Origin of the sequence: Nostoc sp. JL31 (assembly GCF_017114965.1) — a bacterium.
Lineage (GTDB): Bacteria > Cyanobacteriota > Cyanobacteriia > Cyanobacteriales > Nostocaceae > Nostoc > Nostoc punctiforme_A.
On the sequence record NZ_JABXKO010000062.1, the window covers coordinates 25,426 to 50,466 of the forward strand.

The 25,041-nt window shown below is 42.3% G+C and carries 21 protein-coding genes and 1 pseudogene; 14 read left to right on the forward strand and 8 right to left on the reverse strand.

What is annotated here, in order from left to right; all coding sequences use genetic code 11:
* Window positions 1-18: 18 nt before the first annotated feature.
* The 3 genes from HWQ43_RS14950 to glcD all read right to left on the reverse strand — a co-directional run bounded on the left by HWQ43_RS14950 (window position 19) and on the right by glcD (window position 3,629).
* On the reverse strand, window positions 19-582 hold the full coding sequence (locus HWQ43_RS14950) for a hypothetical protein (protein ID WP_292734959.1): 564 nt from the start codon (window positions 580-582) through the stop codon (window positions 19-21).
* A complete protein-coding gene (locus HWQ43_RS14955) occupies window positions 582-1,820 on the reverse strand; it encodes a glycoside hydrolase family 10 protein (protein ID WP_292734962.1) in 1,239 nt (412 codons plus the stop codon). The genes HWQ43_RS14950 and HWQ43_RS14955 overlap by 1 nt, the downstream gene beginning before the upstream one ends.
* A gap of 336 nt (window positions 1,821-2,156) precedes the next feature.
* Complete coding sequence (glcD, locus tag HWQ43_RS14960) at window positions 2,157-3,629, reverse strand: glycolate oxidase subunit GlcD (RefSeq protein WP_292734965.1); 1,473 nt, start codon at window positions 3,627-3,629, stop codon at window positions 2,157-2,159.
* 258 nt (window positions 3,630-3,887) lie between these two features.
* Between glcD and HWQ43_RS14965 the strand changes: the two genes are divergently transcribed.
* From HWQ43_RS14965 to HWQ43_RS14980, 4 genes and pseudogenes are all read left to right on the forward strand, one after another.
* Complete coding sequence (locus HWQ43_RS14965; protein ID WP_292734968.1) at window positions 3,888-4,112, forward strand: DUF2281 domain-containing protein; 225 nt, start codon at window positions 3,888-3,890, stop codon at window positions 4,110-4,112.
* 9 nt (window positions 4,113-4,121) lie between these two features.
* Entirely contained in the window at window positions 4,122-4,322 is a 201-nt protein-coding gene (locus HWQ43_RS14970) for a type II toxin-antitoxin system VapC family toxin (RefSeq protein WP_292734971.1), read from the forward strand.
* A gap of 6 nt (window positions 4,323-4,328) precedes the next feature.
* Window positions 4,329-4,514 (forward strand): type II toxin-antitoxin system VapC family toxin, encoded by a 186-nt coding sequence (locus HWQ43_RS14975; RefSeq protein WP_292734974.1) that lies wholly within the window; start codon window positions 4,329-4,331, stop codon window positions 4,512-4,514.
* A 191-nt stretch (window positions 4,515-4,705) separates the two neighbouring features.
* Window positions 4,706-5,393, forward strand: a pseudogene (locus HWQ43_RS14980) (Uma2 family endonuclease).
* 53 nt (window positions 5,394-5,446) lie between these two features.
* Here the strand turns inward: HWQ43_RS14980 and miaA are convergent.
* A complete protein-coding gene (gene miaA / locus HWQ43_RS14985) occupies window positions 5,447-6,352 on the reverse strand; it encodes a tRNA (adenosine(37)-N6)-dimethylallyltransferase MiaA (protein WP_292734977.1) in 906 nt (301 codons plus the stop codon).
* 276 nt (window positions 6,353-6,628) lie between these two features.
* Between miaA and gyrB the strand changes: the two genes are divergently transcribed.
* The 3 genes from gyrB to rpoD all read left to right on the forward strand — a co-directional run bounded on the left by gyrB (window position 6,629) and on the right by rpoD (window position 12,187).
* Entirely contained in the window at window positions 6,629-8,566 is a 1,938-nt protein-coding gene (gene gyrB / locus HWQ43_RS14990; protein ID WP_292734980.1) for a DNA topoisomerase (ATP-hydrolyzing) subunit B, read from the forward strand.
* 297 nt (window positions 8,567-8,863) lie between these two features.
* Window positions 8,864-9,493, forward strand: a complete 630-nt coding sequence (locus HWQ43_RS14995; protein ID WP_292734983.1) for a fasciclin domain-containing protein — start codon at window positions 8,864-8,866, stop codon at window positions 9,491-9,493.
* A 1,524-nt stretch (window positions 9,494-11,017) separates the two neighbouring features.
* Window positions 11,018-12,187, forward strand: a complete 1,170-nt coding sequence (gene rpoD, locus HWQ43_RS15000; protein ID WP_094353188.1) for an RNA polymerase sigma factor RpoD — start codon at window positions 11,018-11,020, stop codon at window positions 12,185-12,187.
* 139 nt (window positions 12,188-12,326) lie between these two features.
* Here the strand turns inward: rpoD and HWQ43_RS15005 are convergent, their stop codons facing one another.
* The 3 genes from HWQ43_RS15005 to gyrA form a co-directional block, all read right to left on the reverse strand.
* Entirely contained in the window at window positions 12,327-12,512 is a 186-nt protein-coding gene (locus HWQ43_RS15005; RefSeq protein ID WP_292734986.1) for a chlorophyll a/b-binding protein, read from the reverse strand.
* Window positions 12,513-12,818: 306 nt separating this feature from the next.
* Window positions 12,819-13,283 carry a GNAT family N-acetyltransferase gene (locus tag HWQ43_RS15010; protein WP_292734989.1) on the reverse strand — a complete coding sequence of 155 codons (465 nt, stop codon included), beginning with the start codon at window positions 13,281-13,283 and terminating at the stop codon, window positions 12,819-12,821.
* 9 nt (window positions 13,284-13,292) lie between these two features.
* Complete coding sequence (gene gyrA, locus HWQ43_RS15015) at window positions 13,293-15,803, reverse strand: DNA gyrase subunit A (RefSeq protein ID WP_292734993.1); 2,511 nt, start codon at window positions 15,801-15,803, stop codon at window positions 13,293-13,295.
* 285 nt (window positions 15,804-16,088) lie between these two features.
* Here gyrA and HWQ43_RS15020 point away from each other — a divergent pair, with 285 nt between their 5' ends.
* The gene (locus HWQ43_RS15020; RefSeq protein ID WP_289796406.1) at window positions 16,089-16,493 is read left to right on the forward strand and encodes a response regulator; all 405 of its coding nucleotides are present in this window, start codon (window positions 16,089-16,091) and stop codon (window positions 16,491-16,493) included.
* Window positions 16,494-16,684: 191 nt separating this feature from the next.
* Here HWQ43_RS15020 and HWQ43_RS15025 read toward each other — a convergent pair whose 3' ends face one another.
* Window positions 16,685-17,578, reverse strand: a complete 894-nt coding sequence (locus tag HWQ43_RS15025) for a tetratricopeptide repeat protein (RefSeq protein ID WP_292734998.1) — start codon at window positions 17,576-17,578, stop codon at window positions 16,685-16,687.
* Between the two features lie 145 nt (window positions 17,579-17,723).
* Here HWQ43_RS15025 and HWQ43_RS15030 point away from each other — a divergent pair, with 145 nt between their 5' ends.
* The 6 genes from HWQ43_RS15030 (at window position 17,724) to HWQ43_RS15055 (ending at window position 24,896) form a co-directional block, all read left to right on the forward strand.
* Window positions 17,724-18,350 (forward strand): TetR/AcrR family transcriptional regulator, encoded by a 627-nt coding sequence (locus HWQ43_RS15030; RefSeq protein ID WP_292735001.1) that lies wholly within the window; start codon window positions 17,724-17,726, stop codon window positions 18,348-18,350.
* 366 nt (window positions 18,351-18,716) lie between these two features.
* Window positions 18,717-19,340: a hypothetical protein gene (locus HWQ43_RS15035; protein ID WP_292735004.1), complete on the forward strand. Its 624-nt coding sequence runs from the start codon at window positions 18,717-18,719 to the stop codon at window positions 19,338-19,340.
* Between the two features lie 98 nt (window positions 19,341-19,438).
* Window positions 19,439-21,046, forward strand: coding sequence for an efflux RND transporter periplasmic adaptor subunit (locus HWQ43_RS15040; protein ID WP_292735007.1), 1,608 nt, complete (start codon window positions 19,439-19,441; stop codon window positions 21,044-21,046).
* Between the two features lie 155 nt (window positions 21,047-21,201).
* A complete protein-coding gene (locus HWQ43_RS15045) occupies window positions 21,202-22,482 on the forward strand; it encodes an ABC transporter permease (protein ID WP_292735009.1) in 1,281 nt (426 codons plus the stop codon).
* A 30-nt stretch (window positions 22,483-22,512) separates the two neighbouring features.
* Complete coding sequence (locus tag HWQ43_RS15050) at window positions 22,513-23,184, forward strand: ABC transporter ATP-binding protein (protein ID WP_292735011.1); 672 nt, start codon at window positions 22,513-22,515, stop codon at window positions 23,182-23,184.
* 299 nt (window positions 23,185-23,483) lie between these two features.
* Complete coding sequence (locus HWQ43_RS15055; protein ID WP_292735013.1) at window positions 23,484-24,896, forward strand: TolC family protein; 1,413 nt, start codon at window positions 23,484-23,486, stop codon at window positions 24,894-24,896.
* Window positions 24,897-25,041 lie beyond the last annotated feature (145 nt).

The window sequence follows — 25,041 nt, forward strand, 5'->3', positions numbered from 1 at the left end:
GCTCGCGTCTGTGGCAACTTACAATCGCAATTTGTAAGCATTGATTCCTGTGAGGATACCAACCAGTAGCCAAGTGATGCCTAATCCGATGACTTCACCTAGAAATAACTGGCTTAAGTAGCGCCAGATTGTTCCCACAGCAGAACCCACGGGGACAGCAACCGCCCAACTTGCCGCAGAGACAAATATCCATCGCCACGCTACAGGTTGGGGAATTGCTAACCATTGTGCTAATCCAATCCCAAAGCCGCCAAATGCTCCATAAACCGCCCCTGACAGGATTCTCAGGGGAAAAGTCTGAGTGCTAGGTACAATCCAACCCACAGCACCAATACCGATCGCAGTAATAATACTCCAACCCAAAAGACTTGACAAAATCCACCTGATACAAAATATAGGTTGTTTGAGTAGACAACCTTGAGGAAGTGCGATCGCAAATCCGCCAATAGTGGCCTCTACCACCCCAACATCTGGCTTTTCGCCGACTTCAATTAAGAGTAAACTCAATAAAAATCCGCCAAAAGTAGCTAAAGTCCACAACAATGTAAAGCCAAATCTAGTATTATTAGGCGCGAAGGGCATCAAAGTTTCTTTGTTTGTAATAGTCTGACAGTTTTTGCATTAAACATCTCAAAAAAACCTTTGCGTCGCTGTTGGGGTGATTCAGGTACGATGTAACCCCACAGACTCTCCCAGTAAAAAAAGGAGATACCATCAAAATTGCGATCGCGCACTACCTGAACCTGTTCTCTAACTTGTGCCATTTTTACCGGATTACCTACCGTTCCTGTTGATATCCCAATACCTACAGGAATTAGACTTTGAGCCAATTTTATCGATGGTAGTTCTAGTTGAGCGATAAAAGACTTTTTGTCATTTCGATACACCTGCAAAATTAACTCATTAACTAAACCTTTTTTTACCCAATTTTCCCAATCTTGCAAATAGTATTTATAAGCAAAAGCTTGATAGTTGGGAGACAGAGATATTTTGATTTTGGGCTTAACTGCCTTCACAGCTTGATAGATTTCTGCCATAAAATCAGTAATTTTATCTGCCCGCCACCGCATCCATTCTGGGTTAAAAGGGTCATTAGGGGGACTTTTACCTTTATGTTCTTGCTGGTAGAGTTCAATAGTGAAGCGATCGTAGCCGAACTGTACAGGCATCCCAAAATGGTCGTCAAGCTGAATACCATCCACATCATAATCCCTGACTACTTCTAAAATTAACCCTTGGATAAACTCTTGTACTTGTGGATGTAAGGGATTCAACCAAGCTTGTTTAGTTATTAAAAGATTGTCGATTTCTTCTGGTGGGGCATCTTGAATAGAATTTATACCTTCTTGCCCAATTGTCAACCAGTCAGGATAACGCCTTGCTAATTGTGAATAATGCGGCGTCATGAACCCGTATTCAAACCAGGGAATGACTCTCAAATCTTTATTTTTGGCAAGTGTTACTATTTTTGCTAAAACATCCTGTCCACCGTGCATGAAGTTCAGCAAAGGTTGAGTTTCTGAACCTGTAGTTATTTTGGCTACAGCACTTTTGTAAAAAGTATGTCCTCGATTCCAGACTACAGGATAAATTGTATTAAAGTTGAGAGTCGATAATTGATTTATGGCACGGTTAATACCCCAAGGGACAAATAGTACACCACTAGCAACATTAGTAAGCCAGACGCCGCGAATTTCTGTAGTTAAAGGACTAGTTTTTTGGGAATAAACTGGCAGTGAAGAGGGTAAAAAACCTGTTAAAGCGACTACTAATCCCAAACACAGCAAGTAAGCAACACAACGGCGAGCAACCCGATTCATTTGTAAGCGTGACCTAGTGCGATCGGAATATATATATAACTACAAAATAAAGTTGTAATCCTCCGGATGATGTAAAGAAATGATGATTCAAAATTCAGAAGTCAGGAGTCAGAATAGTTGAAATAATACGGAGCTATTTTGGTCATGAATATACTTAACTATACTAAAACCTAATAAATTAGGAATTCAAACTCCTTAACTCCTAACTCAATACGGTTCCGTTAAGCGCTACTTGTACAAAATTGTGGGTTTTTGAGACGCGATAAATCGCCGTCTCTACAAGTGTTTTGGTTTTATCTTAACTGTATTGACTCCTGACTCCTGAATTCTTTCTTACTAAAATCTTTCCACACCTTCAAATTGCTTGAGTGCCGATGCATTTGCTGCTTCACCACAAGTCCGTGGTGTGGGGAATATCTTTTCAGGATTTGCTAACCCTTTAGGATTAAAAACTTGCCGCACCCATTGCATAGTTTCTAAATCAACTTGGCTAAACATCTTTGGCATATAGCACCTTTTCTCTGCACCGATGCCATGTTCACCAGAAATACTACCACCGACTTGAACACAAAGGGTAAGAATTTTTCCACCCATTTCTTCTACTTGCTCTAATGCACCAGACACAGAATTATCATAAAGAATTAGCGGATGAAGATTGCCATCTCCAGCATGAAATACATTAGCAACACGATAACCATATTGTTTACTTAATGCCTCAATCTCATGTAAAACATAAGGCAACTGAGTCCGGGGAATTACACCATCTTGTACATAATAATCTGGACTTAAATGCCCCGCCGCAGCAAAAGCCGCTTTACGTCCTTTCCATAATTTCAATCGGGTTTCTGGATCAGTAGCAGAAGTGACATTTCGCGCACCATTCTTTTTACAAATTTCAGTAACTCGCTGCTTATTCCCTGCAACTTCCACTTCTAAACCGTCAATTTCTATTAGCAAAATAGCAGTAGCATCGCGGGGATAACAATTAGTTGCGACAACATCTTCAACTGCATTAATGCTAAAGTTATCCATCATTTCCATACCACCAGGAATAATCCCGGCGCTGATGATGTCAGAAACAGTTGCTCCCGCAGCTTCAATACTTGTAAAATCTGCCAATAGTACACAAATTGATTCTGCACTTTTAAGAATTCGCAAAGTAATTTCTGTAGCAATCCCTAAAGTGCCTTCAGAACCAACAAAAACACCTGTTAAATCATAACCAGGCATTTCTGGAATTTGTCCACCTAAATCGATAATTTCCCCTTCTGGCGTGACAATTTTTAGTCCTAAAACGTGGTTAGTAGTAACACCGTATTTAAGACAATGTACGCCACCAGAATTTTCGGCAATGTTGCCTCCAATAGAGCAAATAATTTGACTGGAAGGATCAGGAGCGTAGTAAAATCCAGCACCACTAACGGCTTGTGTTACCCAACTATTAATCACCCCTGGTTGTACAACTGTCCGTTGATTTTCTAAATCAATGCTGAGTATTTGACGCATTAATGAAGTGACAATTAAAACAGAATGTTCTACTGGTAAAGCGCCGCCAGATAGACCAGTGCCAGAACCGCGTGCGATGAAGGGTATAGAATATTGGTTGCATATCTTTACCACTTGGGCAACTTGTTCTGTAGTTCTGGGTAAAACCACCAAAGCCGGACGTTGGCGATAACCAGTTAAACCATCGCATTCATAGGTAATAAGTTCTTCGCGGCGTTGCACCACACCATTTTTGCCAAGGACAGCCTCGAATGCTTTGAGAATGGGTTTCCAGTTGTATTGTTTCTTATCTTGGGTAAGCATAGTTTTTTCAAATTCAAGGTAGATGTTGCAGGCTGGTTAGTATAGCTGTAATTACTATTGTTGCAAGAATAGCAGTCAAAAGTGAGTAAAAGGCGATGTCTGACGACAAGCCGCTTTGCGTCTACGCATTTGATGTAGAGTAAGTGCGATCGCATGATTTTGTCTCTTAAGTATGTTAAACGATGCTAGAATCCAATATTTTATTAATTGTGCTGTTGAAAGTAACATAGAGTAAGATATTCAACAAGAGAGGGTAAAATGACTTTCCAAGTTGTAGATACCACTTCAAAATTAATTGCCAAGCTGCAAACCCTAGCACCCGAACAGCAACAAGAGGTGCTGGATTTTGTTGAATTTCTGTCACAAAAATATAATCAGCCCCAACAATCACCCCAGAAACGGGTACTAGGTTTAAACCAAGGTAAGATTTGGATAAGTGATGATTTTAATGAACCTTTACCTGATGAATTTATGGTTAGGTGAAAGTTAGGGATGAAACTGTTATTAGACACTCACGTAATTATTTGGTCAGCAGGAAACCCAGAAAAACTATCGCAAATAGTTAGAAATTTATTAATTGATAGTAAAAACTTTTGGGTAGTTAGCATGGCGAGTGTTTGGGAATTACAAATAAAATCTCAACTTGGTAAGCTAAATTTAAGCTCGTCGCTTCCTAATTTCATAGAAGCTTAACAGCGAGTGAATAATTTACAAATATTACCTATTGAATTGGCTCATATCTTCTATGCTTTAGAAGCTTTACCAAGTCATCACCGCGATCCTTTTGACCGAATTTTAATTGCTCAGGCAATAGTTGAAAAGATACCTTTATTAAGTGTAGATGTAATCTTTGATGTATATCCAGTTCAAAGGATATGGGAGTAAAAACAAAAATTCTATAGGCGGAAATAGCGATCGCATCCATTTTCAGCTAGCATCAAGTTCTGTAAGCCAATGGTGTCCAGGATGACACACTGTTATTGCTTGCTTAAGCCAAACTTGACGTTCTTCATCTAGTAACCTCCAACCTCCAATCAATTAACCTAGAAATAACGCTCTTAATACTGGATAAAATCATGGTTAATCAACTTTTAATCAATGATGATGATTACTATGTGCCAGATGCCAACCAGCTAGTAACTGAAAATGATACACCTGTGGACAATTTCGGGTCTGCCAAACAACAACGCCTTTTAGTCGGATCTCTTTACAGTTTTCTACAAAACCAAACTTTTTTAGCTGAAGCTAATGTAGGTATTTACTACACAGACCTTCAGCCCCCCATTGTCCCTGATGTCTTTCTCAGCTTAGATGTCCAAGTACCTGAAAAATGGTGGGAAAAACAAAATCGTTGTTATATGGTTTGGCGTTTTGGCAAACCTCCAGAGGTTGTTCTCGAAATTGTTTCTAACAAAGAAGGTGATGAACTGGGCAAAAAGCTGGAAATTTATGAACACATGCGGGCTAGTTACTACATCGTAATATGACCCAAACCAGCAATTAGGAGAAAAAGTCCTGCGCGTTTATGAGCTTAGAGGAAGGCGCTATTTTGAAACTTCAGAAAATTGGTTAGAACAGGTTGGTTTAGGCGTGACTTTGTGGGAAGGTAAATTTGAAGATAGACAAGATACTTGGTTACGCTGGTGCTACCAAGATGGAACTGTTTTACCAACTGGAGATGAACGCGCTTCCTTAGCCGAACAACGTGCCCAAATCCTAGCAGACAGGCTGCGTGCTATGGACATTGATCCCGAGACTCTCTAGAAGCTTCACGCAAAGATGTAAGAAGTTTGCATCTTTGTATGAGTAAAAAAGCATCAAGTACTTGTAGAATTAATAAACTCATTTATACGATACCAAACCTTCTCTAATAAATCAGGATCATTCGCATCAAACCATTCAATTTGTGGATATGCTCGAAACCAAGTACGTTGTCGCTTGGCAAATTGTCGTGTATGCAAAATTGTTAATTCTTTAGCTTCATCTAAGGAAATATCTCCAGCTAAATACTGCTTGATTTCTTGATAGCCCAAAGTATTCAACAAAGACAAATCAGCGCCATATTTTTGACAAAGATACTTCACCTCAGCAACCAAACCATTTGCTATCATTTGTTCAGTACGCTCTTTAATTCGAGCATCCAACTTTTCAACATCGCAATCTAAGCCAATTTGCAAAATTGGATAGTTCGGTGGATTCTCCCCTTGCTGTTCCGAAATTGGACGCCCAGTCACGTAAAATACTTCTAATGCTCGTAAAGTCCGCACTAAATCATTTCCATGAATCTTTTGTGCGGCAACTGGATCAACTTGTTGTAAAATTGCGTAGAGTTGTGGTTGTCCGAGAGATTCAAGTTGCGATCGCAATTCCATCTGTGGTGCAACTCTCGGAATTTTCATCCCTTGGACAATGGAACGGATGTATAAACCAGTACCACCGACGAGAAACAGTGGTGTAACACCGACAGAAGCAATTAAAGCTTGTGTTTGTTCCTGGTAGTCTGCTACTGTCATCGTGTCTGTTGGCTCGCAGATATCTATTAGATAGTGCGGCACAAATTTTTGTTCAGCCACAGTTGGTTTCGCCGTCCCAATATCAAATTCACGATAAACTTGACGAGAATCAGCACTAAGAATTACAGAACCTAACCGCATTGCCAAAGCCAAAGCCAAACCCGATTTCCCCGTTGCCGTCGCCCCACAAATCATAATTAATTTAGTCATTAGTCATTAGTCATTAGTCATTAGTTATGGGGCATTGGGAAAGAAGAGGCAGAAGGCAGAAGTTTTTAAATTTTGAATTGATTTCTCCCCCTGCTTCCCCTGCTCCCCCGCCCCTCTGCTCCTCTGCCCCCTCTTGCACGGTAGTGCAACCCCAGTATAAACTTCTCTAGAAAATGCCCTACAGACGCCAGCAAGGCTTTTGTGTTACAATTTTGGAGTGTTTTTACTTTTATTTGCCTTTAGGCGATTTTAACCCCACGCATCAGGAGAGTTTACATGACGAGCAGTTACAGTGCCGATCAGATTCAAGTTCTGGAAGGTCTGGAAGCCGTCCGCAAAAGACCAGGAATGTACATCGGTACCACTGGGCCGCGAGGACTCCACCATTTAGTTTACGAGGTGGTGGACAATTCAATCGATGAGGCTTTGGCGGGTTATTGCACTCATATAGAAGTGGATATCAACGCTGATGGTTCGGTGACTGTAACAGATGATGGTCGCGGTATTCCCGTCGATACTCACTCGCGCACCGGAAAATCGGCTTTGGAAACCGTAATGACAGTACTGCACGCCGGTGGTAAGTTTGGCGGCGGTGGTTACAAAGTTTCTGGAGGATTGCACGGGGTTGGTATTTCTGTTGTTAATGCCCTCTCTGAGGTTGTAGAAGTTACAGTTTGGCGAGATAAAAAGGTTCATCTCCAACGCTATGAACGGGGTATCCCAGTTAGTGAACTGCAAGTAAAGCCATACAAAGAAGCTAGAACTGGAACTTCTGTCACCTTTAAGCCAGATACCCAAATCTTTACAACTAGCATTGAGTTTGATTACATTACTTTATCAGGTCGCCTACGGGAATTGGCGTATCTGAATGCAGGTGTCAAAATTACCTTTACTGACCACCGTCTAGAACTACTAAAAAGCGATACACCGAAAGTAGAATCCTACAATTACAAGGGTGGTATTAAAGAATACATCGCTTACATGAACCGTGAAAAGCAGCCGCTGCATGAAGAAATTATCTATGTGCAGGGAGAACGCAACAATGTACAAGTGGAAGTTTCCTTGCAATGGTGTACTGATGCTTACACGGATAATGTACTAGGTTTTGCTAACAATATTCGCACGGTAGATGGTGGTACGCACTTAGAAGGGTTGAAAGCAGTTCTGACGCGGACTTTAAATGCGATCGCCCGCAAGCGCAATAAAATTAAGGAGAATGAACCTAACCTCAGTGGCGAACACGTCCGTGAAGGTTTGACAGCCGTAATTTCCGTTAAAGTCCCCGACCCAGAATTTGAAGGACAAACCAAGACTAAACTCGGTAACACCGAAGTACGGGGAATTGTGGATTCTTTAGTGGGAGAAGTCCTCACTGAGTATCTAGAATTTCATCCTGCGATCGCAGATTCAATTTTAGATAAAGCGATCCAAGCTTTCAAAGCCGCAGAAGCAGCGCGTCATGCACGGGAATTAGTTCGACGCAAATCCGTACTAGAATCTTCGCCATTACCTGGTAAGTTGGCAGATTGCAGTTCTCGTGACCCTAGCGAATCTGAGATATTCATCGTGGAAGGGGACTCAGCAGGTGGGAGTGCAAAACAAGGACGCGATCGCCGTACTCAAGCTATCTTGCCTCTACGCGGTAAAATTCTTAACATTGAAAAAACCGACGACGCTAAAATCTATAAAAATAACGAAGTTCAATCGTTAATTACAGCACTTGGTTTAGGTGTTAAAGGTGATGAATTCGATTCCACCCAACTGCGTTATCACCGCATAGTCATCATGACGGATGCTGACGTAGATGGAGCGCACATCCGGACTTTATTGTTAACATTCTTCTATCGATATCAACGAGCGCTCATCGAACAAGGCTTTATTTATATTGCTTGTCCGCCGCTGTTTAAAGTAGAACGGGGACGTAATCATGAGTATTGCTATAGCGATCGCGAAAAAAATCAAGCGATCGCCAAATTCCCTGCTAACGCCAACTACACCATCCAACGCTTCAAAGGTTTGGGTGAAATGATGCCACAACAACTCTGGGACACCACAATGAACCCAGAAACCCGCAAAATGAAGCAAGTCGAAATTGAGGATGCCGCCGAAGCCGATCGCATCTTTACAATTTTAATGGGCGATCGGGTTGCACCCAGACGAGAATTCATCGAAACCTATGGCTCTAAACTCAACTTCACCGATCTAGATATCTAATATCAGCAGTCCTAAATCATTCCTAAAAAACAAGATCCCCGATTTTTCAAAGAAGTTGGGGATCTTTAACTTTGAAATATTACTTGACATTCCTGCAAAAGATTTTGCTAAAGAATTTATATCCAAAATTTCTGTAAAAACTACCTCTTTTGGATGATGACAAGCTATGTAATTTATAAATTTATTGTATTAATATTTTTGATGCTACAAATTATGTCGTTAGAGTAAGTGACTATATCTACAAATTCATTAACTATTATTAATAATTCCTTATTTAACTGGATTCTACACAAAGCTATGAAAGCGAGCAAAGGCATAGTAGGAAAAGCATTGTTCAATATTATTGGCATCGGTAGCTTAGTTGCTCTGTCTGCCTGCGCTCAACCTGTTGCAGAAACTCCTACAGCAACTGTCCCTTCAACAACTGTCCCGCCGGTCACGCCAACTCCTACTGCCACTATTGCCACCCAAAATTTAGCAGAATTGGCAAAGTCAGCAGCTAGTCAAGGACAGTTCAAAACTCTCATCCAAGCAGTGCAAGCTGCCGGATTAACTGAACAATTGGCTGCACCAGGCCCTTATACAGTATTTGCACCTACTGACGCTGCGTTCTCTGCTTTACCAAAAGCTACTCTAGACCAACTCTTACAACCAGCAAACAAAAAACAATTAGTCAAGCTTCTGTCCTACCACGTCATACCTGGGGGAATTACCTCCCAGCAATTGCCATCTGGAGAAGTTAAAACAGTTGAGGGTAGTCCCGTTAAAATCACAGTCGATCGTGCCAGCAACTCAATCACAGTCAACAACGCTAAAGTGAGTCAGCCAGATATCCCAGCTAGCAACGGCATTGTGCATGTAGTTGACCAGGTACTTCTGCCACCTAATTTCTCTGCAAGTCTAAACACCACCCCAACACCACGGTAGTTCAGCAAAGTTCATAGTCTCCAGTTTTCAACTTTGAAAGCCACCGTGATTTTGAACTAGTTGCTAACAATCAATTAAAAATTTAAGTTGACTTATCACTTGTGTGACAAGTCAACACTACAAAAAATACAAATATTCCAAGTTTATCGCTTGATAAACCATATAATTTGCTGATTGTCAAGATTGTCGAAACAATCGAGCATTGATTGTTAGCAAAACTACCAACTTTATTGGAAAGTTAGTTCAGATAATACTCTTTGCTCTGACTCGCTGATTAATTTGAACCACCAGCTAGAAACACATTTGTTATGCTTTAAGAAAATAACTGAATATCATCTATCTAACAGCAATTAATAAGTACTTTGAGGATTTATCATCATAAGATGACAGAAACTTACCGAAATAAAAGTATTGAAAATTACAATTGATTTACGCAAAAAAGCTTTGTAGCTAAATCATCAGGTAATTTGCTGGGTTCTCTGTGTTCGAGGTAATAGCTGTTGGAAATACACACCATAAGCCTGAAAACTTGTTAATATCTTCATGTAGTGCCGTGGCGATTGCGATCGTATCGTATGTATCTAATGTACTTTTGCCTAAGATAAGATGAGATTGGCAAGTTCACAGGACAAATTGTTTTTGAATTGATTAAAATATCCTTGTATACAATAAGAAAAGTTTGTCAAGTTTCATAGGGCTGAAATCGCCACAGTGCGCTAACGTGTGAATAAGACCGAATTAGTAAACCTAAATTGATCTCCGATCAGGTCGATTCTGCCACCGCCTCGACTCCTCAGTTAAGGTAGTTAGTACGCAGAAGGTTAACTGCTTTTAGGCAAGCACCACCACCGTTGTTGTATTTACCCAAGGACAAGACCCGTTTTAGTCTAAGGGATGCTTAATTTATGAAGGAAATGTAAAAATGGGTAGGTTAAGACTAATAGTCTGAGTTAACATAAAATGCACTCTTTCTCAGTAATTAATGTTGTGTAACATACATGAGATTCCGCAGGAGCAAGCGTACTTACTTCCTAATGTAATAAGAGCGTCACTGCGATTCCGAAAAGTGGAGAAAAAATTTCAGGGTATAAATCCCGTTTTCAATGTCTTTTTGGTGAAAGTAGCTAAAAGTTACTTAATGAATTCATGATTAATACACAAAAAGAGTGCAATTTCTGTGAAACAGGCTACAATCGGAAGAGTCTTTATACGAAAATCTGCCAATAGTCTGAACTCATTTGTATAGAGTGGCAATTTTTTTGATAAAGGCAAGTATTTTTTTTGACCTAGTTAGTTGAAAGCAATATGTGATAGCAACACATATAACATTTACTAAAGTGAGCAAGTCACCTTTAGTATTTGCTTAAACTAAAGTAAAAACCCTCCTACGGAGGTGTAAAACGTCCGAAAATATCTCTGGCAAATCTGCCAAAAAACTTATTTTCGGTTGGCAATTGGCTCGTTTAAAAGAGCAGTAAACACATCTTGAGTAATTGATTCTGCAAGGAGCATGAGGAACGCGGCATGAACCAGGCTAACAACGTACTCGAAAGCATATATCAGCCTGACCTAGAAATAATGAATCAGCCTGAGCTCGAGTTAGAAGAACTCTTAATAGACGACGAAGAGGACTTGCTGATCATCGATGAAGGTGACGAGGAATTTTTAGAGCCTCAGTCTGATGAGGACGACGCAAAGTCTGGAAAAGCCGCTAAATCGCGTCGTCGGACACAAAGCAAGAAAAAGCACTATACCGAAGATTCAATTCGGCTTTACTTGCAAGAAATTGGTAGAATTCGTCTGTTGCGGGCAGACGAAGAAATTGAATTGGCTCGTAAAATAGCCGATTTGCTGGAATTAGAGAGAGTCCGCGAAAGACTTTGTGAGCAATTAGATCGCGATCCTCGAGATAGTGAATGGGCAGAAGCAGTACAACTGCCACTACCAGCCTTTCGTTATCGCCTCCATGTTGGTCGTCGGGCGAAAGACAAGATGGTGCAATCTAACCTCCGTCTTGTAGTTTCAATTGCTAAGAAGTACATGAATCGTGGTTTGTCGTTCCAGGACTTAATTCAGGAAGGCAGTCTCGGTTTGATTCGTGCCGCTGAAAAGTTTGACCACGAAAAAGGTTATAAGTTTTCTACATACGCTACATGGTGGATTCGTCAAGCAATTACCCGCGCGATCGCAGATCAATCCCGCACAATTCGTCTTCCAGTTCACCTTTACGAAACCATTTCTCGGATTAAGAAAACTACCAAGTTGCTATCTCAAGAAATGGGTCGCAAACCCACTGAAGAAGAAATCGCCACTCGGATGGAAATGACCATTGAGAAGTTGCGGTTCATTGCTAAATCTGCCCAGTTACCTATCTCATTAGAAACGCCTATTGGTAAAGAAGAAGATTCTCGATTGGGCGATTTTATTGAATCCGATGGTGAGACACCAGAAGACCAAGTTTCCAAAAATCTTCTGCGCGAAGACCTTGAAAAAGTCCTCGACAGTCTCAGCCCGCGCGAACGCGATGTTCTCAGACTACGTTACGGCTTGGATGATGGTCGGATGAAAACCCTTGAGGAAATCGGCCAGATTTTCAACGTCACCCGCGAACGGATTCGTCAAATTGAGGCGAAAGCACTTCGCAAGTTACGTCACCCAAATCGTAACAGCGTTCTCAAGGAATATATTCGGTAGTCAATTAGTCAATTAGTCAATAGTCATTAGTGAATAAACAACTTACAAATGACAACTGACAAATGACAAAAAAATAAAACCTGGTAGTGAATTAGCACTCCAGGTTTTTTTATTTATAGGTCATCTTGAATATTAAAACTTACAGGATGCCCCAAAAATGTAGGAAGCCTTGACCAGAAAAAACTTCAACCAAAACGGCAGCTGAAAAGCCAATCATTGCCAACCGACCGTTCCAAATTTCTGCTTGTGGGGTAAAGCCCCAACGCCAAGCGTTGCGATCTTCAATTACAGGAGTAGTGACTTTTGTTGTGCTTGCATTTGTCATGGTTAGAACTCCAAACTTAATTCTTAAGGTTTATTGCCTTATGTAAACTAATATAACAAATATTTTGAGAAAGGAAACATTTTTTATACTTTTGTTTCCATACCTTGACATGAATAAAAATAACTATTTATACAGATTAAAACATCAGCCTTCAGTGAGATTTACTGACGTAAAAGAAATGTTATTTAAACTTTTAGCTTTATAATCATCTCATACTGTTGAAATTAATTATCAACTATTTTAGCTAAACTGCTTGATTCTAAATATATTTTGCATTTAAAAATAAAAAACTACTGATAATTAAAGTCAATACCAAACAATTTCCATTTCTTTTGCAGTCGAGACAAAACTAAGCTTCTCGTAGACGCGTTTACCATCCTCAGTAGCGTGAAGCCAGAGGCGTTTTGCCTCAGTTGCTCTCACAAAGCTGATAATTTCCTTTAATAATGCTGTAGCAATTCCCTGTCCTCGCCACATCGGAATTGTATAAACGTTCATAAAGTAGGCTTCTAAGCCTGAGAGATTGCCATTGTAAGGGGGTCGTTGAAAAAATACCAAGCCGGTAGTGCCAACAATTTGACTATCCACTTCAGCTACCCAAGCTAAAAACTCACCCGACGGCATTTTTTCGCCAAGATATTTTCGAGTTGCTTCTACTAGGTTTGTGGTGTCAGAGTCTCCTTTAATCTCGCCAGCCTCCCGCAAGAGTTCGAGACGCAGCTCGATTAGCGCCTCTAAGTCCTGCAAGTTGGCTTGTCGCAAGTTAAACATCACCCTAATTTACGATCGCACTTCAGCAACCGTAATGATTTTTTCATCGCGGTTGAGTTGGAGGATGCTTTCACCTTTAACATCTCTACCTAAGAGCGGCACTGTTTCCACAGGTATTCGCACTACCCGCTCTTTATTCGTCACTAAAGCTACTTCGCCAGATGCGATCGCCATAACCATACCAGCTAAGTTGTCAGTTTTGCTGGCAAACTTCAGCGTTTGCGTCCCCAAATCACCGCGATTAGCCGCTCTCAACTGACTCGCAGCCATCCGCTTGGCATATCCTTCTTGAGTAACTAGCAGCAGTTGGTCATCTTTACCGACAGTGACACAGCCAACCATTTGCTGATTTTTCAATAAGCGAAATGCTTGTAAACCCATCGCTGTGCGACCCATGACCGGCAATTGTTCATCATTGACTGCAAAGCGCAACATTCGCCCACCAGAACTAGCTAAAATCAGATGCGCTCCTGGAGCGGTGAACTGGGTAAATGACAATTCATCATCGTCTTTAAGCTTCAAAATCGTGATGCCGCGCCGAGTCAGGTTAGTGAATTCTCCCAAAGACAGACGCTTGATTCGTCCTTGTTTTGTTAAGAGAATCATCTGTCTAGTTTCGAGATTTTCCGGTAGCAAAAAGCGGCTGACCACAGCTTCTTGAGCGCCTTGAGCAGTATTACTGAGCATGGTAATCAAAGGTTTTCCCCGTGGAGAACGCCCAGTAGTTGGGGGAATTTCTCCCACATTCACCGGATACACTTTGCCGCCACCAGTTAGTATTAGCAAGTCTTTCCCTGTGTCAGTTAAAACAGTTTGGATAATAAAGTCATTATCGTGTAGACCATTTTCAGCTTTTGACTTTCTCCCAGATGGCTGAGTGCGGCGGACATAACCCCGTTGGGTAAATTCTAAAATTGCTTCTTCTACTGGTTCCGAAGATTTAAATTCCTCCTCCTCTGCCCCTCTGCCCCTCTGCCCCTCTGCCCCTCTGCCCCTCTGCTCCTCTCCCTTAGACTTCTGCTCCTCTCCAATTTTCGTCCGCCGGGGATCGTTGTACTTGCGCTTGAGCGATCGCAAATCTTTTTTCAGCGCCTTGAGTAATTCGCGGCGATCGTTGAGTAATTGCTCCAATAAGCTAATTTGTCCACTGATCTGCTCAAATTCTTGCTGCAAATTTTGCTGTTCTAAACTAGTGAGGCGGCGCAACGGCATAGCTAGAATTGCATCTCCTTGTACCTCAGTCAAATCTAGTTGGCTACAAAGGTTAATTTTTGCTGTACTGCCATCGGGAGCTTGCCGCAAAATTTGAATTACCTCATCCAAATTAGACAGCGCTTTCAGCAAACCTTCTACCAAATGCACACGACTTTGGGCCTTAGCCAACTCGTAATTGTAGCGACGGTTCAGCGTCTCTTCTCGGAATTTCAAAAATTCCTGCAACAGTTGGCGCAAACTTAACTGGCGGGGTTGTCCATCCACGATTGCGAGGAGAATTGCCCCAAAAGTCATTTGTAAAGCAGTTTGGTGATATAAATGCTGGAGAACTTCTTGGGGATTGGTATCGCGTTTGAGTTCAATTACCACCCGCATCCCTTCGCGATCGCTCTCATCCCGAAGATCGGAAATTCCTTGCAAGCGTCCTTGATTTACTAAGTCCGCGACCTTCTCAATCCAGGCAGCCTTATTCACTTGATAAGGCAATTCTGTAATGATAATTGCCGTCCGGCGCTTGCTTCCCCTAGCGGCTGGAATTTCTTCCAGAGTTGCGACTCCCCGCAACAGAATTCCACCTTTACCTGTGGTGTATGCTTCCCGAATTCCCGCTTCACCAACTATTTCCCCACCAGTGGGAAAATCTGGCCCTGGAATTAGCTCAAATAATTTTTCATCTGGCAAATCTGGGTTGTCGATTAGGGCAATTAACCCATCGACAACTTCCCCCAAGTTGTGGGGTGGAACATTCGTCGCCATTCCCACGGCAATCCCAGAACAGCCATTGAGTAACAGAAACGGCAACTGAGCAGGTAAAACCGTTGGTTCTTGCTGGGAATTATCGAAGTTCCCGACAAATTCCACAGTTTCTTCACCAATTTCTGTCAGCATTCCCTCATGGCTGATGGGTGCAAGGCGCGTTTCTGTGTAGCGCATCGCCGCTGGCGGGTCATTATCGACACTGCCAAAGTTACCATGTCCTGCTAGCAAGGGATAGCGGCTAGAAAAATCCTGCACCAGCCTGACTAAAGCATCGTAAACTGATTGGTCGCCGTGGGGATGGTATTTACCCAACACATCACCCACTACACGGGCACATTTTCGATAGGGTCTATCTGGTACTAAACCGAGTTCGTGCATTGCATACAAAATGCGCCGATGCACTGGTTTTAAGCCATCACGCACGTCTGGTAGCGCTCGCCCGACAATCACGCTCATGGCATATTCTAGATAAGACCGTTGCATCTCGGTGTGCAGGGCTGTTGGAATTACCTGTCCCGTTGAGAGAAGGTTTAACTGTTTTGCCATGAGTTTTTTCCCTGAAATTTAACTACACAAAAGCCGATGGAACTCAACACTGCGGCAACCACAGCATAACGGATTAAATGATATTCATAACAAAATTTTGATAGTCACAGAAGAAAAAGCAGTAGTATCATCCTTGATGACGAAAATGCACATTGACTATTAAAAAGGATGCACACGAGTATAATCTACATAAACTTAGTAGCCATGATACTTACCATGATTGCAAATCTTTAATTTTGTATTCTGGAATTCTTGAATCTCCTCACCTCTATAACTAAAATTCTCATGAAAACTGTTTTAATTGTCGAAGACGATCTAATTAATGCTCGTGTTTTTTCCAAAATTTTGTCCAAGCGTGGTGGCTTGGGTGTAAAACACACTGAAAATGTCGAAGAAGTCATCAAAATTGCCCAATCAGGAGAAGCCGACCTGATTTTGATGGATGTTTCTCTTTCCAGAAGTGTTTACCAAGGCAAGTCCGTTGATGGAATCAAGATTACACAAATGTTAAAATCCGATCCAAAAACAGCAAACTTACCTGTGATTCTGGTGACGGCACATGCTATGGAAGGCGATCGCGAGAATTTTCTCAAGCAAAGCGGTGCTGATGGCTACATTTCTAAGCCAGTTGTTGACCATCAACAGTTCGTTGACCAAATCATCGCACTTCTACCCACAGACGAGAACTAAAAATTAACGACTATTTCAGGAATACTCGCCCGCCAATGTTTTTGGGCGACTAGTTCCTGCATTTATCTAGTATAGATGTACTACAAAAAGATACTATTAGGCAAGTGGCAATAAGAGAGTTAGGAGTTAGGAGTTATGAGTTGAAATATTTAACTCCCAACTCCTAACTTTTAACTCCTAACTCCCCACTCCTATTGAGTAGGCTGTTTTCTAGGCGTAGGCGCTGATGATGAGTTTTCTCGTTGCTGTATGGCTGCTTGAATACGTGGTAATTCTAGGAATTTTTTCGTATCAGACAGTAGACGATCGCCCCAGAGATTTTCTTTGAGGAAATTTAAATTAGCATAGCGCGAATCGATACGGAGTGCAGTTTCTCCCAAGGTTAATCCTTGTTGGCGATCGCCTTTAGTATACAGTGCCACGGCTAAGGCCAATAAAGGTTCTGCGGCTTGTTTATCAAGGGTTACAGCAGATTGCCATCGCTTAATCGCTTCGGGGATATTACCCTGTTCGTAATTGATTAAGCCAATATTGTTGAGTGCGGGCCAGAATTTTTTATCTTGGGAGACAGCTTTATCGTACTGTGCGATCGCATCTGGCAATTTACCCAGTAAAAAGTAAGCATTACCCAAATCAAATAAACCCTCTGGATCGTTGGGTTTTAATTTCAAACCATCTTGATAATTGACAACAGCAGCCTGGTAATTTTTCTGCTGAAAATTAGCTGAACCCAAAGCAAACAGAATATCACCATTTTTAGGGTTGATAGATTGTGCTTTTTTCAGACTAGCGATCGCTCCGTCAAACTCTTTCGTTTGCAGTTGCAATCCACCTAAGAGCAACCACACTTTATCATTCCCAGGAGCCAGTTGACTAGCCAGCCGCGCTCGTGGCAAAGCTAATTCAACCTGTTGAAACTGAGCTAGTTGAGCCGCCTCTTGTGCCAAGCTCAACCCCTGCTTCTCTAACTTTGTCGCATCTAGTTGCAGTGTATGGGGTATTAATGCCTGCGCGTTAGCGGCTTTTGGCATACTCCACAAACTACAGACCATTAAAAGAGAAATCAAACGAACATGTTTAGGCACATTACCGCCTTTAAGCCACTAATCAAAGAATCTTTCAGCTAGCTTAAACGATCTGCGCTCTTGACGGTAGCAAAATCTTACGTCATTAGTTCTTGACATACCCATAATCAAACCAATACATTAATAAGTAATCACTCACTTATTTATGGCTCGGATACCCAGAATCACCAATCAGCAAATCTTAGAAGCCGCTAGACAAGTTTTCCTACAACAAGGATTTGGTGCTTCAACATTAGAAATTGCTCACCAGGCTGGCATTTCTGAAGCTTCAATTTTCAAGCGATTCTCAACGAAAGAAGAATTATTTTTTGCAGCGATGGGAATTCCAGAAAAACCCCTCTGGGTGAGCGAGTTGGAATCTCTTTGTGGTAAAGGCGATCTCAAAGAAAACCTCATCAAGGTTTGTCTCCAGATTATGGAATTCCATCGTGAGGTGTTGCCTCTGATTGTAATGCTGCGATCGCGAGGGAATGCGCTCCCAGAATTTGGAGGTAAAGAACCAAGACCCATGCAAGATGTCAAAGCACTGACTGCTTTCCTAGAGCGTGAGATCAACCAAGATCGGCTTCGCCCTTGCGATCCCCAGACAGTGGCTCATATCTTACTAGGATCGCTGATGAACTACGTTTTTGTAGAGCAGATATTGTCTCAAGTCAGTATAGCAACTACCGAATTACCATTAATTTCTGGCGATCGTGCCACAGAAGCATCAACATTTGTCCAGAATATTGTGGATATTGTTTGGCAAGGAATTGCACCAAGCCAAGATTAAGTGGGGATGAGGGAGCAGGGGAGCAGAATTATTGATTAATTCCCAATGCCCAATGCCCAATACCCAATACTTCTCTACTAGATGCTACGCGTAGCTTGCTTCCCCGGAGGGGTACGCTCAGTACAAGTGCCCAATGCCCCATTCCCTATTCAAAAAACTTATGACTTTGGTCATACATCAGTCTGGAATTACTAATGACTTTGGTCATACATCGGTTTAGAGATTTTGAGCAATAATTGTAATGTATGAATTTATACGACGAGGTAAATATTAGACATCTTGATGCCAAAACAAAAGCAACTGTCTAAATTGCTGAATTTGAACCTAATCATAATAGAACTTTAATCTAAATAAGGAATCAATTCCATGTTGAAATCAAATCGTTTATCGATAGTTTTAGCTGCTACTGCTGCCCTGCTCGTTGTTCCCACTCTCTTGACTGCGCCTGCAAATGCTGAGACGAAAGCCCACGTTGTTGCTCAAAGCGATCAAGGTCGGGATCGCGACGGCAGATCCAACTATAGAGAAGACAGAAACGCTGGAGACAGGGGCAATTGGAACCGCGATGGCAGATCCAACAATACTGTAGAAATCAGAAATTCTAGAGACAGGGGCAATTGGAACCGCGACGGCAGATCCACCAATACTGTAGAAATCAGAAACCCTAGAGATCGCGATAATTGGAACCGCGATGGCAGATCCAACAATACTGTAGAAATCAGAAACCCTAGAGATCAGGATAATTGGAACCGTGACAACCAATCCTATAACAGAGTAGTCAGACTTGGTAATGGTGATATCAGATATCCCAATGGGCAAATTATTCCTGCTAGATCCATAGCCAGATTGCGTAATCAAGGTTACTTCCGACTTCCCAACGGGGATATTCTTCTTCCTAATCAGGAAATTGTTCCGGCTGGGAGATTAGTTAGAGTGCGTGATGATTACTTCAGACTTCCTAGTGGATTGGTACTGCAAATAAACCTTTAAAACACTAAAAACTCAAAATCATTGTCGGTATAAGGCTACCAGGCTATATTAGCCGTGAATAACTAGCTCGGTAGCCGTTCCTTATAGATAAAATGGATATGAAAATTGATACACCAAATGCCGTAGATTCCTCAGTTTTAGTTCCAGAGGTAAAGAAAAAAAAGGGCAGACGTAATTGGCTCTCTTGGCTAATTGCTTTTTGCCTTTTGGGTGGAATTGGCTATGCCGTTTATTACCAAGCAACGGTTGTTTCCCGTCAACAAGCTAGCCGTCGGGTGCTGACAAAGCCTGTAGAAAGACAGAGTTTAACAATCACAGTTTCAGCGAACGGAACGATAAAACCTGAGCGGTCAATTAACCTCAGCCCGAAAAATTCCGGCATCTTGAAAAGCCTGCTGGCGAAAGAAGGAGATATCGTCAAACAAGGACAGATTGTCGCTTACATGGATGATTCCAACCTGCGGGGGCAACTCACCTCTGCTCAAGGACAATTAGCACAAGCCGAGGCGAATTTGCAAAAAGCGATCGCAGGCAATCGTCCTCAAGATATTGCTCAAGCACAAGGAGTATTAGACGAAGCCCAGGCGAATTTACAAAAGGTACAAGCAGGTAATCGCTCTCAAGATATTGCCCAAGCACAGGCACGTTTGCAAAGCGCTCAAGCCGCCCTTCGCCAAGCAGAAGATGATTTTGTTCGCAATCAGCAACTTTACAATGCAGGCGGTATTTCCCTTCAGACTCTTAACCAAAACCGTTCTAATCGTGACAGCGCCCAAGCTAACGTAAATGAAGCACAGCAAGCACTGGGGTTGCAAAAAGCTGGGTCACGTCCAGAAGACATCGAGCAAGCACAAGCTGTAGTGAAGCAGAGACAGCAAGCTTTGGCACTTCTGAAAGCCGGAACGCGCCAAGAAGATATTAATGCAGCCCGCGCCCAGGTAACATCGGCTCGTGGTTCGCTGCAAAACATCCAAGCCGAAATCAATGACACGATCATTCGCGCACCCTTTGATGGGGTAGTGACAAAGAAATTTGCCGATCCCGGCGCTTTTGTGACACCTACAACTGCTAGTAGTGAAGTAGCTTCTTCTTCTTCTTCTTCAATCTTGTCTTTAGCTTCCACAAATGAAGTCGTTGCCAATTTAGCGGAAACAAATATTTCCAAAATCAGCCTTGGTCAAAAAGTCTCGATTAAAGCAGATGCCTACCCAGGAAAGACCTTTGAAGGTAAAGTCAGCCAAATTGCTGCCCAAGCAATAGTAGAGCAAAACGTCACCAGTTTTGAAGTGAGAGTATCACTTTCAGATCCTCAAAGACTACTGCGGTCTGGGATGAATGCAGAAGTAGATTTTCAAGTCGGTCAAGTTCAAAATGTTCTAGTAGTGCCAACAGCCTCAGTGGTGCGCCAACAAAATGCCACAGGTGTATATGTGGCTGGAGCAGATAACAAACCTATCTTTACTCGCATTGAGACTGGCGTTACCGCGAATAACTTTACTGAAGTTAAGTCTGGATTGACAGGAAACGAGAGAGTATTGCTCAGTTTCCCACCAGGATCGCGCCCGCAATCAACACCACGAGGAGGAGTTCTGCCTGGTCTTGGAGGAGGCGGTGGCGGTGGCGGTGGTCGTTCAGGCGGTGGTCGTTCAGGCGGTGGTGGCGGTGGTGGCGGTGGTGGTAGTCGTTCAGGCGGTGGTTCCCCTTAAAGTGAGTTTTAACAATAAAAAATTCAGGAGTCAGGAGTCAGAATTCAGCATGAATTCAAGTTTGACTGGCGGGTAAATATGTGGGTTTAATTCCTCCACTAATTGATTCTGAATTCTGGATTCTGAATTCTGCATTCTTCTTTAAATAAAACATTATGTTTAAGAGATTTAAGGGCTTTTACAAAGCTAAGAATACCCGCACAGTACCATTGCTGGAAATCTTGACAATGGCGGCAGAGACTTTGTGGAGTAACAAATTACGCACAGGTCTAACTATGTTGGGTGTGATTATTGGGATTTCTTCAGTCATTGCCATTACTTCTGTCGGTCAGGGAGTGCAAAAGGGTGTAGAGCAACAGATACAAGCATTGGGTACAGATGTGATCCAAATCTTGGCCGGTGCGGCAAGAAGCGGGAATGTCCGTCAAGGAGTAGGTTCTAGCAGTACCTTAACTTGGGAAGATGCTAAGGCGATCGCTACACAAGCGCCATCAGCACAGATGGTTTCTGCTTATCTCCAACGGACTGCTCAAGTTGTCTATGCAGGACAAAACACCTCAACAACTATTTATGGCACTGATTTGAACTACCCAGAAGTCAGAAATACTCACCCCCAACAAGGGAGATATTTTACCCAAGAAGAACTAGATACTGCCGCACAGCTTGCCATTCTTGGCCCTACAGTTCAAAAAACACTCTTTGCACAGGGTGTAAATCCGATCGGTGAGAAAATTCGGATTCAGGGAGAGGCTTATGAAGTAATTGGGGTGATGGAACCTAAAGGCGCTCAGGGACCGATGGATCGAGATGACCAGATTTTTATTCCTCTAACTAGTATGTCGAAGAGACTTGTTGGGAATAATGCTTTGGTGGGCGTTTCTGTAAGTGGAATTTTAGTCAAAGGCGCTAATCAGGAGCAGTTAGAAGCCGCTCAGTTTCAAGTTACCAATCTCTTACGGTTGCGTCATAACATTTATCCGCCACAAGCTGATGATTTTCGACTGACCAATCAAGCTGATATTGTTAGTACCTTTACTAGTATTGTGGGTTTATTTACAGTAATGGTGGTAGCGATCGCAGGAATTTCCTTAGTGGTTGGTGGAATCGGTATTGCTAACATTATGCTAGTTTCCGTGGTTGAGCGGACGCGAGAAATTGGGATTCGCAAAGCCGTAGGAGCCACCAATTCGGCAATACTTAATCAATTTTTAGCCGAAGCGATCGTGATTTCCATTGTTGGCGGATGTATTGGGATGGCAACTGGCGTTTTATTAGCCTTTATAGCTGCAAACAGTTTCAAATTTCCCTTTGTAATTTCTTTCTGGTCGATCATTGCTGGCTTTGGACTTTCATTGAGCGTTGGCTTAGTCGCTGGGGTGATTCCAGCACGGAATGCATCTAAATTAGATCCAATCAACGCTTTAAGAAGCGACTAAATAATTCATAATTCGTAATTCCTAACTCTTATGCCAACAATGATTTGGATGGAATCTATTACTAAAACCTACTACTTAGGAGAAGTTAGTGTTCCGATCCTCAAGGGAATTGAACTCTCTATTGAGGAAGGGGAATATGTCTCAATTATGGGTGCGTCAGGTTCAGGTAAATCCACGCTGATGAATATTTTGGGATGTCTGGATCGTCCGACAACTGGAGACTATATTTTTGAAGGTAGAAACCTGACGACTTTTGATGATGATGAATTAGCCTATATCCGTAACCAAAGGATTGGTTTTGTTTTCCAACAATTTAACCTATTGGCGCGGGCAACAGCGTTGGAAAACGTCATGTTGCCAATGGTTTACGCTAACTTGCCCAAGCCAAAACGCCGGGAAAGGGCATTAGAAGCCTTAGAAAAGGTGGGATTAGGGGGACGCATCGCTAACCGTCCCAGTCAACTCTCTGGCGGACAACAACAACGGGTTGCGATCGCTCGTGCTTTGGTCAACCGACCTGCATTAGTTTTGGCAGATGAGCCAACAGGAGCTTTAGATACTGAAACCTCCCATGAGGTAATGAATTTACTGACTGAACTTAATGACCAAGGGATCACAATTGTGATTGTCACTCATGAACCTGATATTGCTGCTCAAACCCAAAGGATTATCCGAGTTCAGGATGGTTTGATTGTCGGCTAATTTGTTAAGATCAACCCTTGGAGGAGTAATTTAAGATTAAAATCTCTGTAGGTCAATCAGGATGAAAACTTTTGACTCGACTTTATCCATTTTTGTCGTAACGTGATCGCTTAAGCTGAAACCTTTGTAGGGCAGTAGTTTTACTTTTTTAACTTCATCTATAATCTGTGACGTGGAAAAAGTATTTGCCAAAAAGCTAGGGTTTTTGCCGGATAAAGAAAGCGAGTTCTTAATTTTGGATAAAGTCGAGCTTTTGATTATATCCTCAAAAAAACCTAATTAATTACTATATCTAGATTATGAATTTCAGCTTATTCTTCGTGCATTTTACCTGGGTTACTGTCGCGTTCGCGATTCTTTTTCCAAATGCAGCAAGTGCAGCAACTCCGCTAAAAACACAGAATTCCTCAAGCTCTGTACAAGTTCCCGATCGCCTCAACCCCAGCCCCAATCCTCTGCAATTTCCGACTAAACCGGAGGAAGTAAGGATTCAGGGAACTGTACCAATCAGTTTGGCACAAGCTTTGGAACTCGCAAAACGCAATAATCGAGACTTACAGGTAGCTATATTACAGCTAGAACGCACTCGCTCGGCGCTACGGGAGTCTCAAGCTGCCTTATATCCTACTCTTGGTATTAACAGTAGTGTGACTAATAGTGGTAATGGTTTTAGTAACAATTCATCTCAAGGCAGCACCTCTTTTAATGGTTCAGCACAACTGAATTATAATCTCTATACTTCTGGGAACACAGTAGCGGCTATCAGAGCCGCAGAGGAACAGCTACGGATAGATGAATTAAATGTTGAAAGTCAGTCTTTGATAATTAGGTTGAATGCCACTACTCAATACTACGATTTGCAACAAGCAGATGAGCAAGTCAGAATTAATCGATCTGCTGTGCAAAATGCCCAGGCTAGTTTGCGGGATACTCAAGCTAGAGAACAGGCTGGAGTGGGGACACGGTTCGATGTGCTGCAAGCTCAGGTGAATTTAGCAAACGCCCAACAACTACTTACTAATGCGATCTCACAACAGCAAATTGCCCGTCGTCAGCTTGCCACGTTGTTAAGTTTATCGCAGTCAGCTGAGATCAGTGCCTCAGATCCCGTACAATTAGCGGGTCTTTGGCAGCAGACGGTAGAACAAAGTATTGTCCAAGCGTTTCAAAATCGTCCAGAGTTGCAACAGTATTTGGGACAACGTAATATTTACGAGCAACAGCGACGGCAGGCACTTTCACAGCTAGGGCCGCAAGTTAGTTTGGCAGCCAACTACAACCTGTCAGATCGGTATAATGATGGGATCAGCATTACTGATGGCTATTCATTGGGACTTAACGGAAATCTGACTTTGTTTGATGGCGGAGCAGCAAGAGCAAGGGCGGCTCAGTCAAGAGCTAATATTGCGATCGCAGAGACTCAATTTGCTAACCAGCGCGACCTAATTCGCTTTGATGTAGAACAGTACTATGCTCAATTGCAATCCAATTTAAATAATGTGCAGACTTCTAGTGTGGCTTTAAATCAAGCCAGGGAAGCTCTGAATTTAGCAAGATTGAGGTTCCAAGCTGGTGTAGGCACTCAAACAGAGGTGATTGATGCTGAAAATGACCTGACAAGAGCAGAAGGTAATCGCGTCGCAGCTATTTTGGATTACAATCGCGCTCTAGCTAATTTGCAAAGATCGGTAACATCTAGGGCTTCGCGCTAAGACCAAATTATTAGACATCTGGTGAAATTAAATATGCATTATCCAGAACTTTTGTAGAGACATAGCACTGCTACGTCTCTACATTCTTTTTTGCAATGTCTATGAAATAAATGTATAGCTGTAGTTAGATATGTTAGGACAGTGT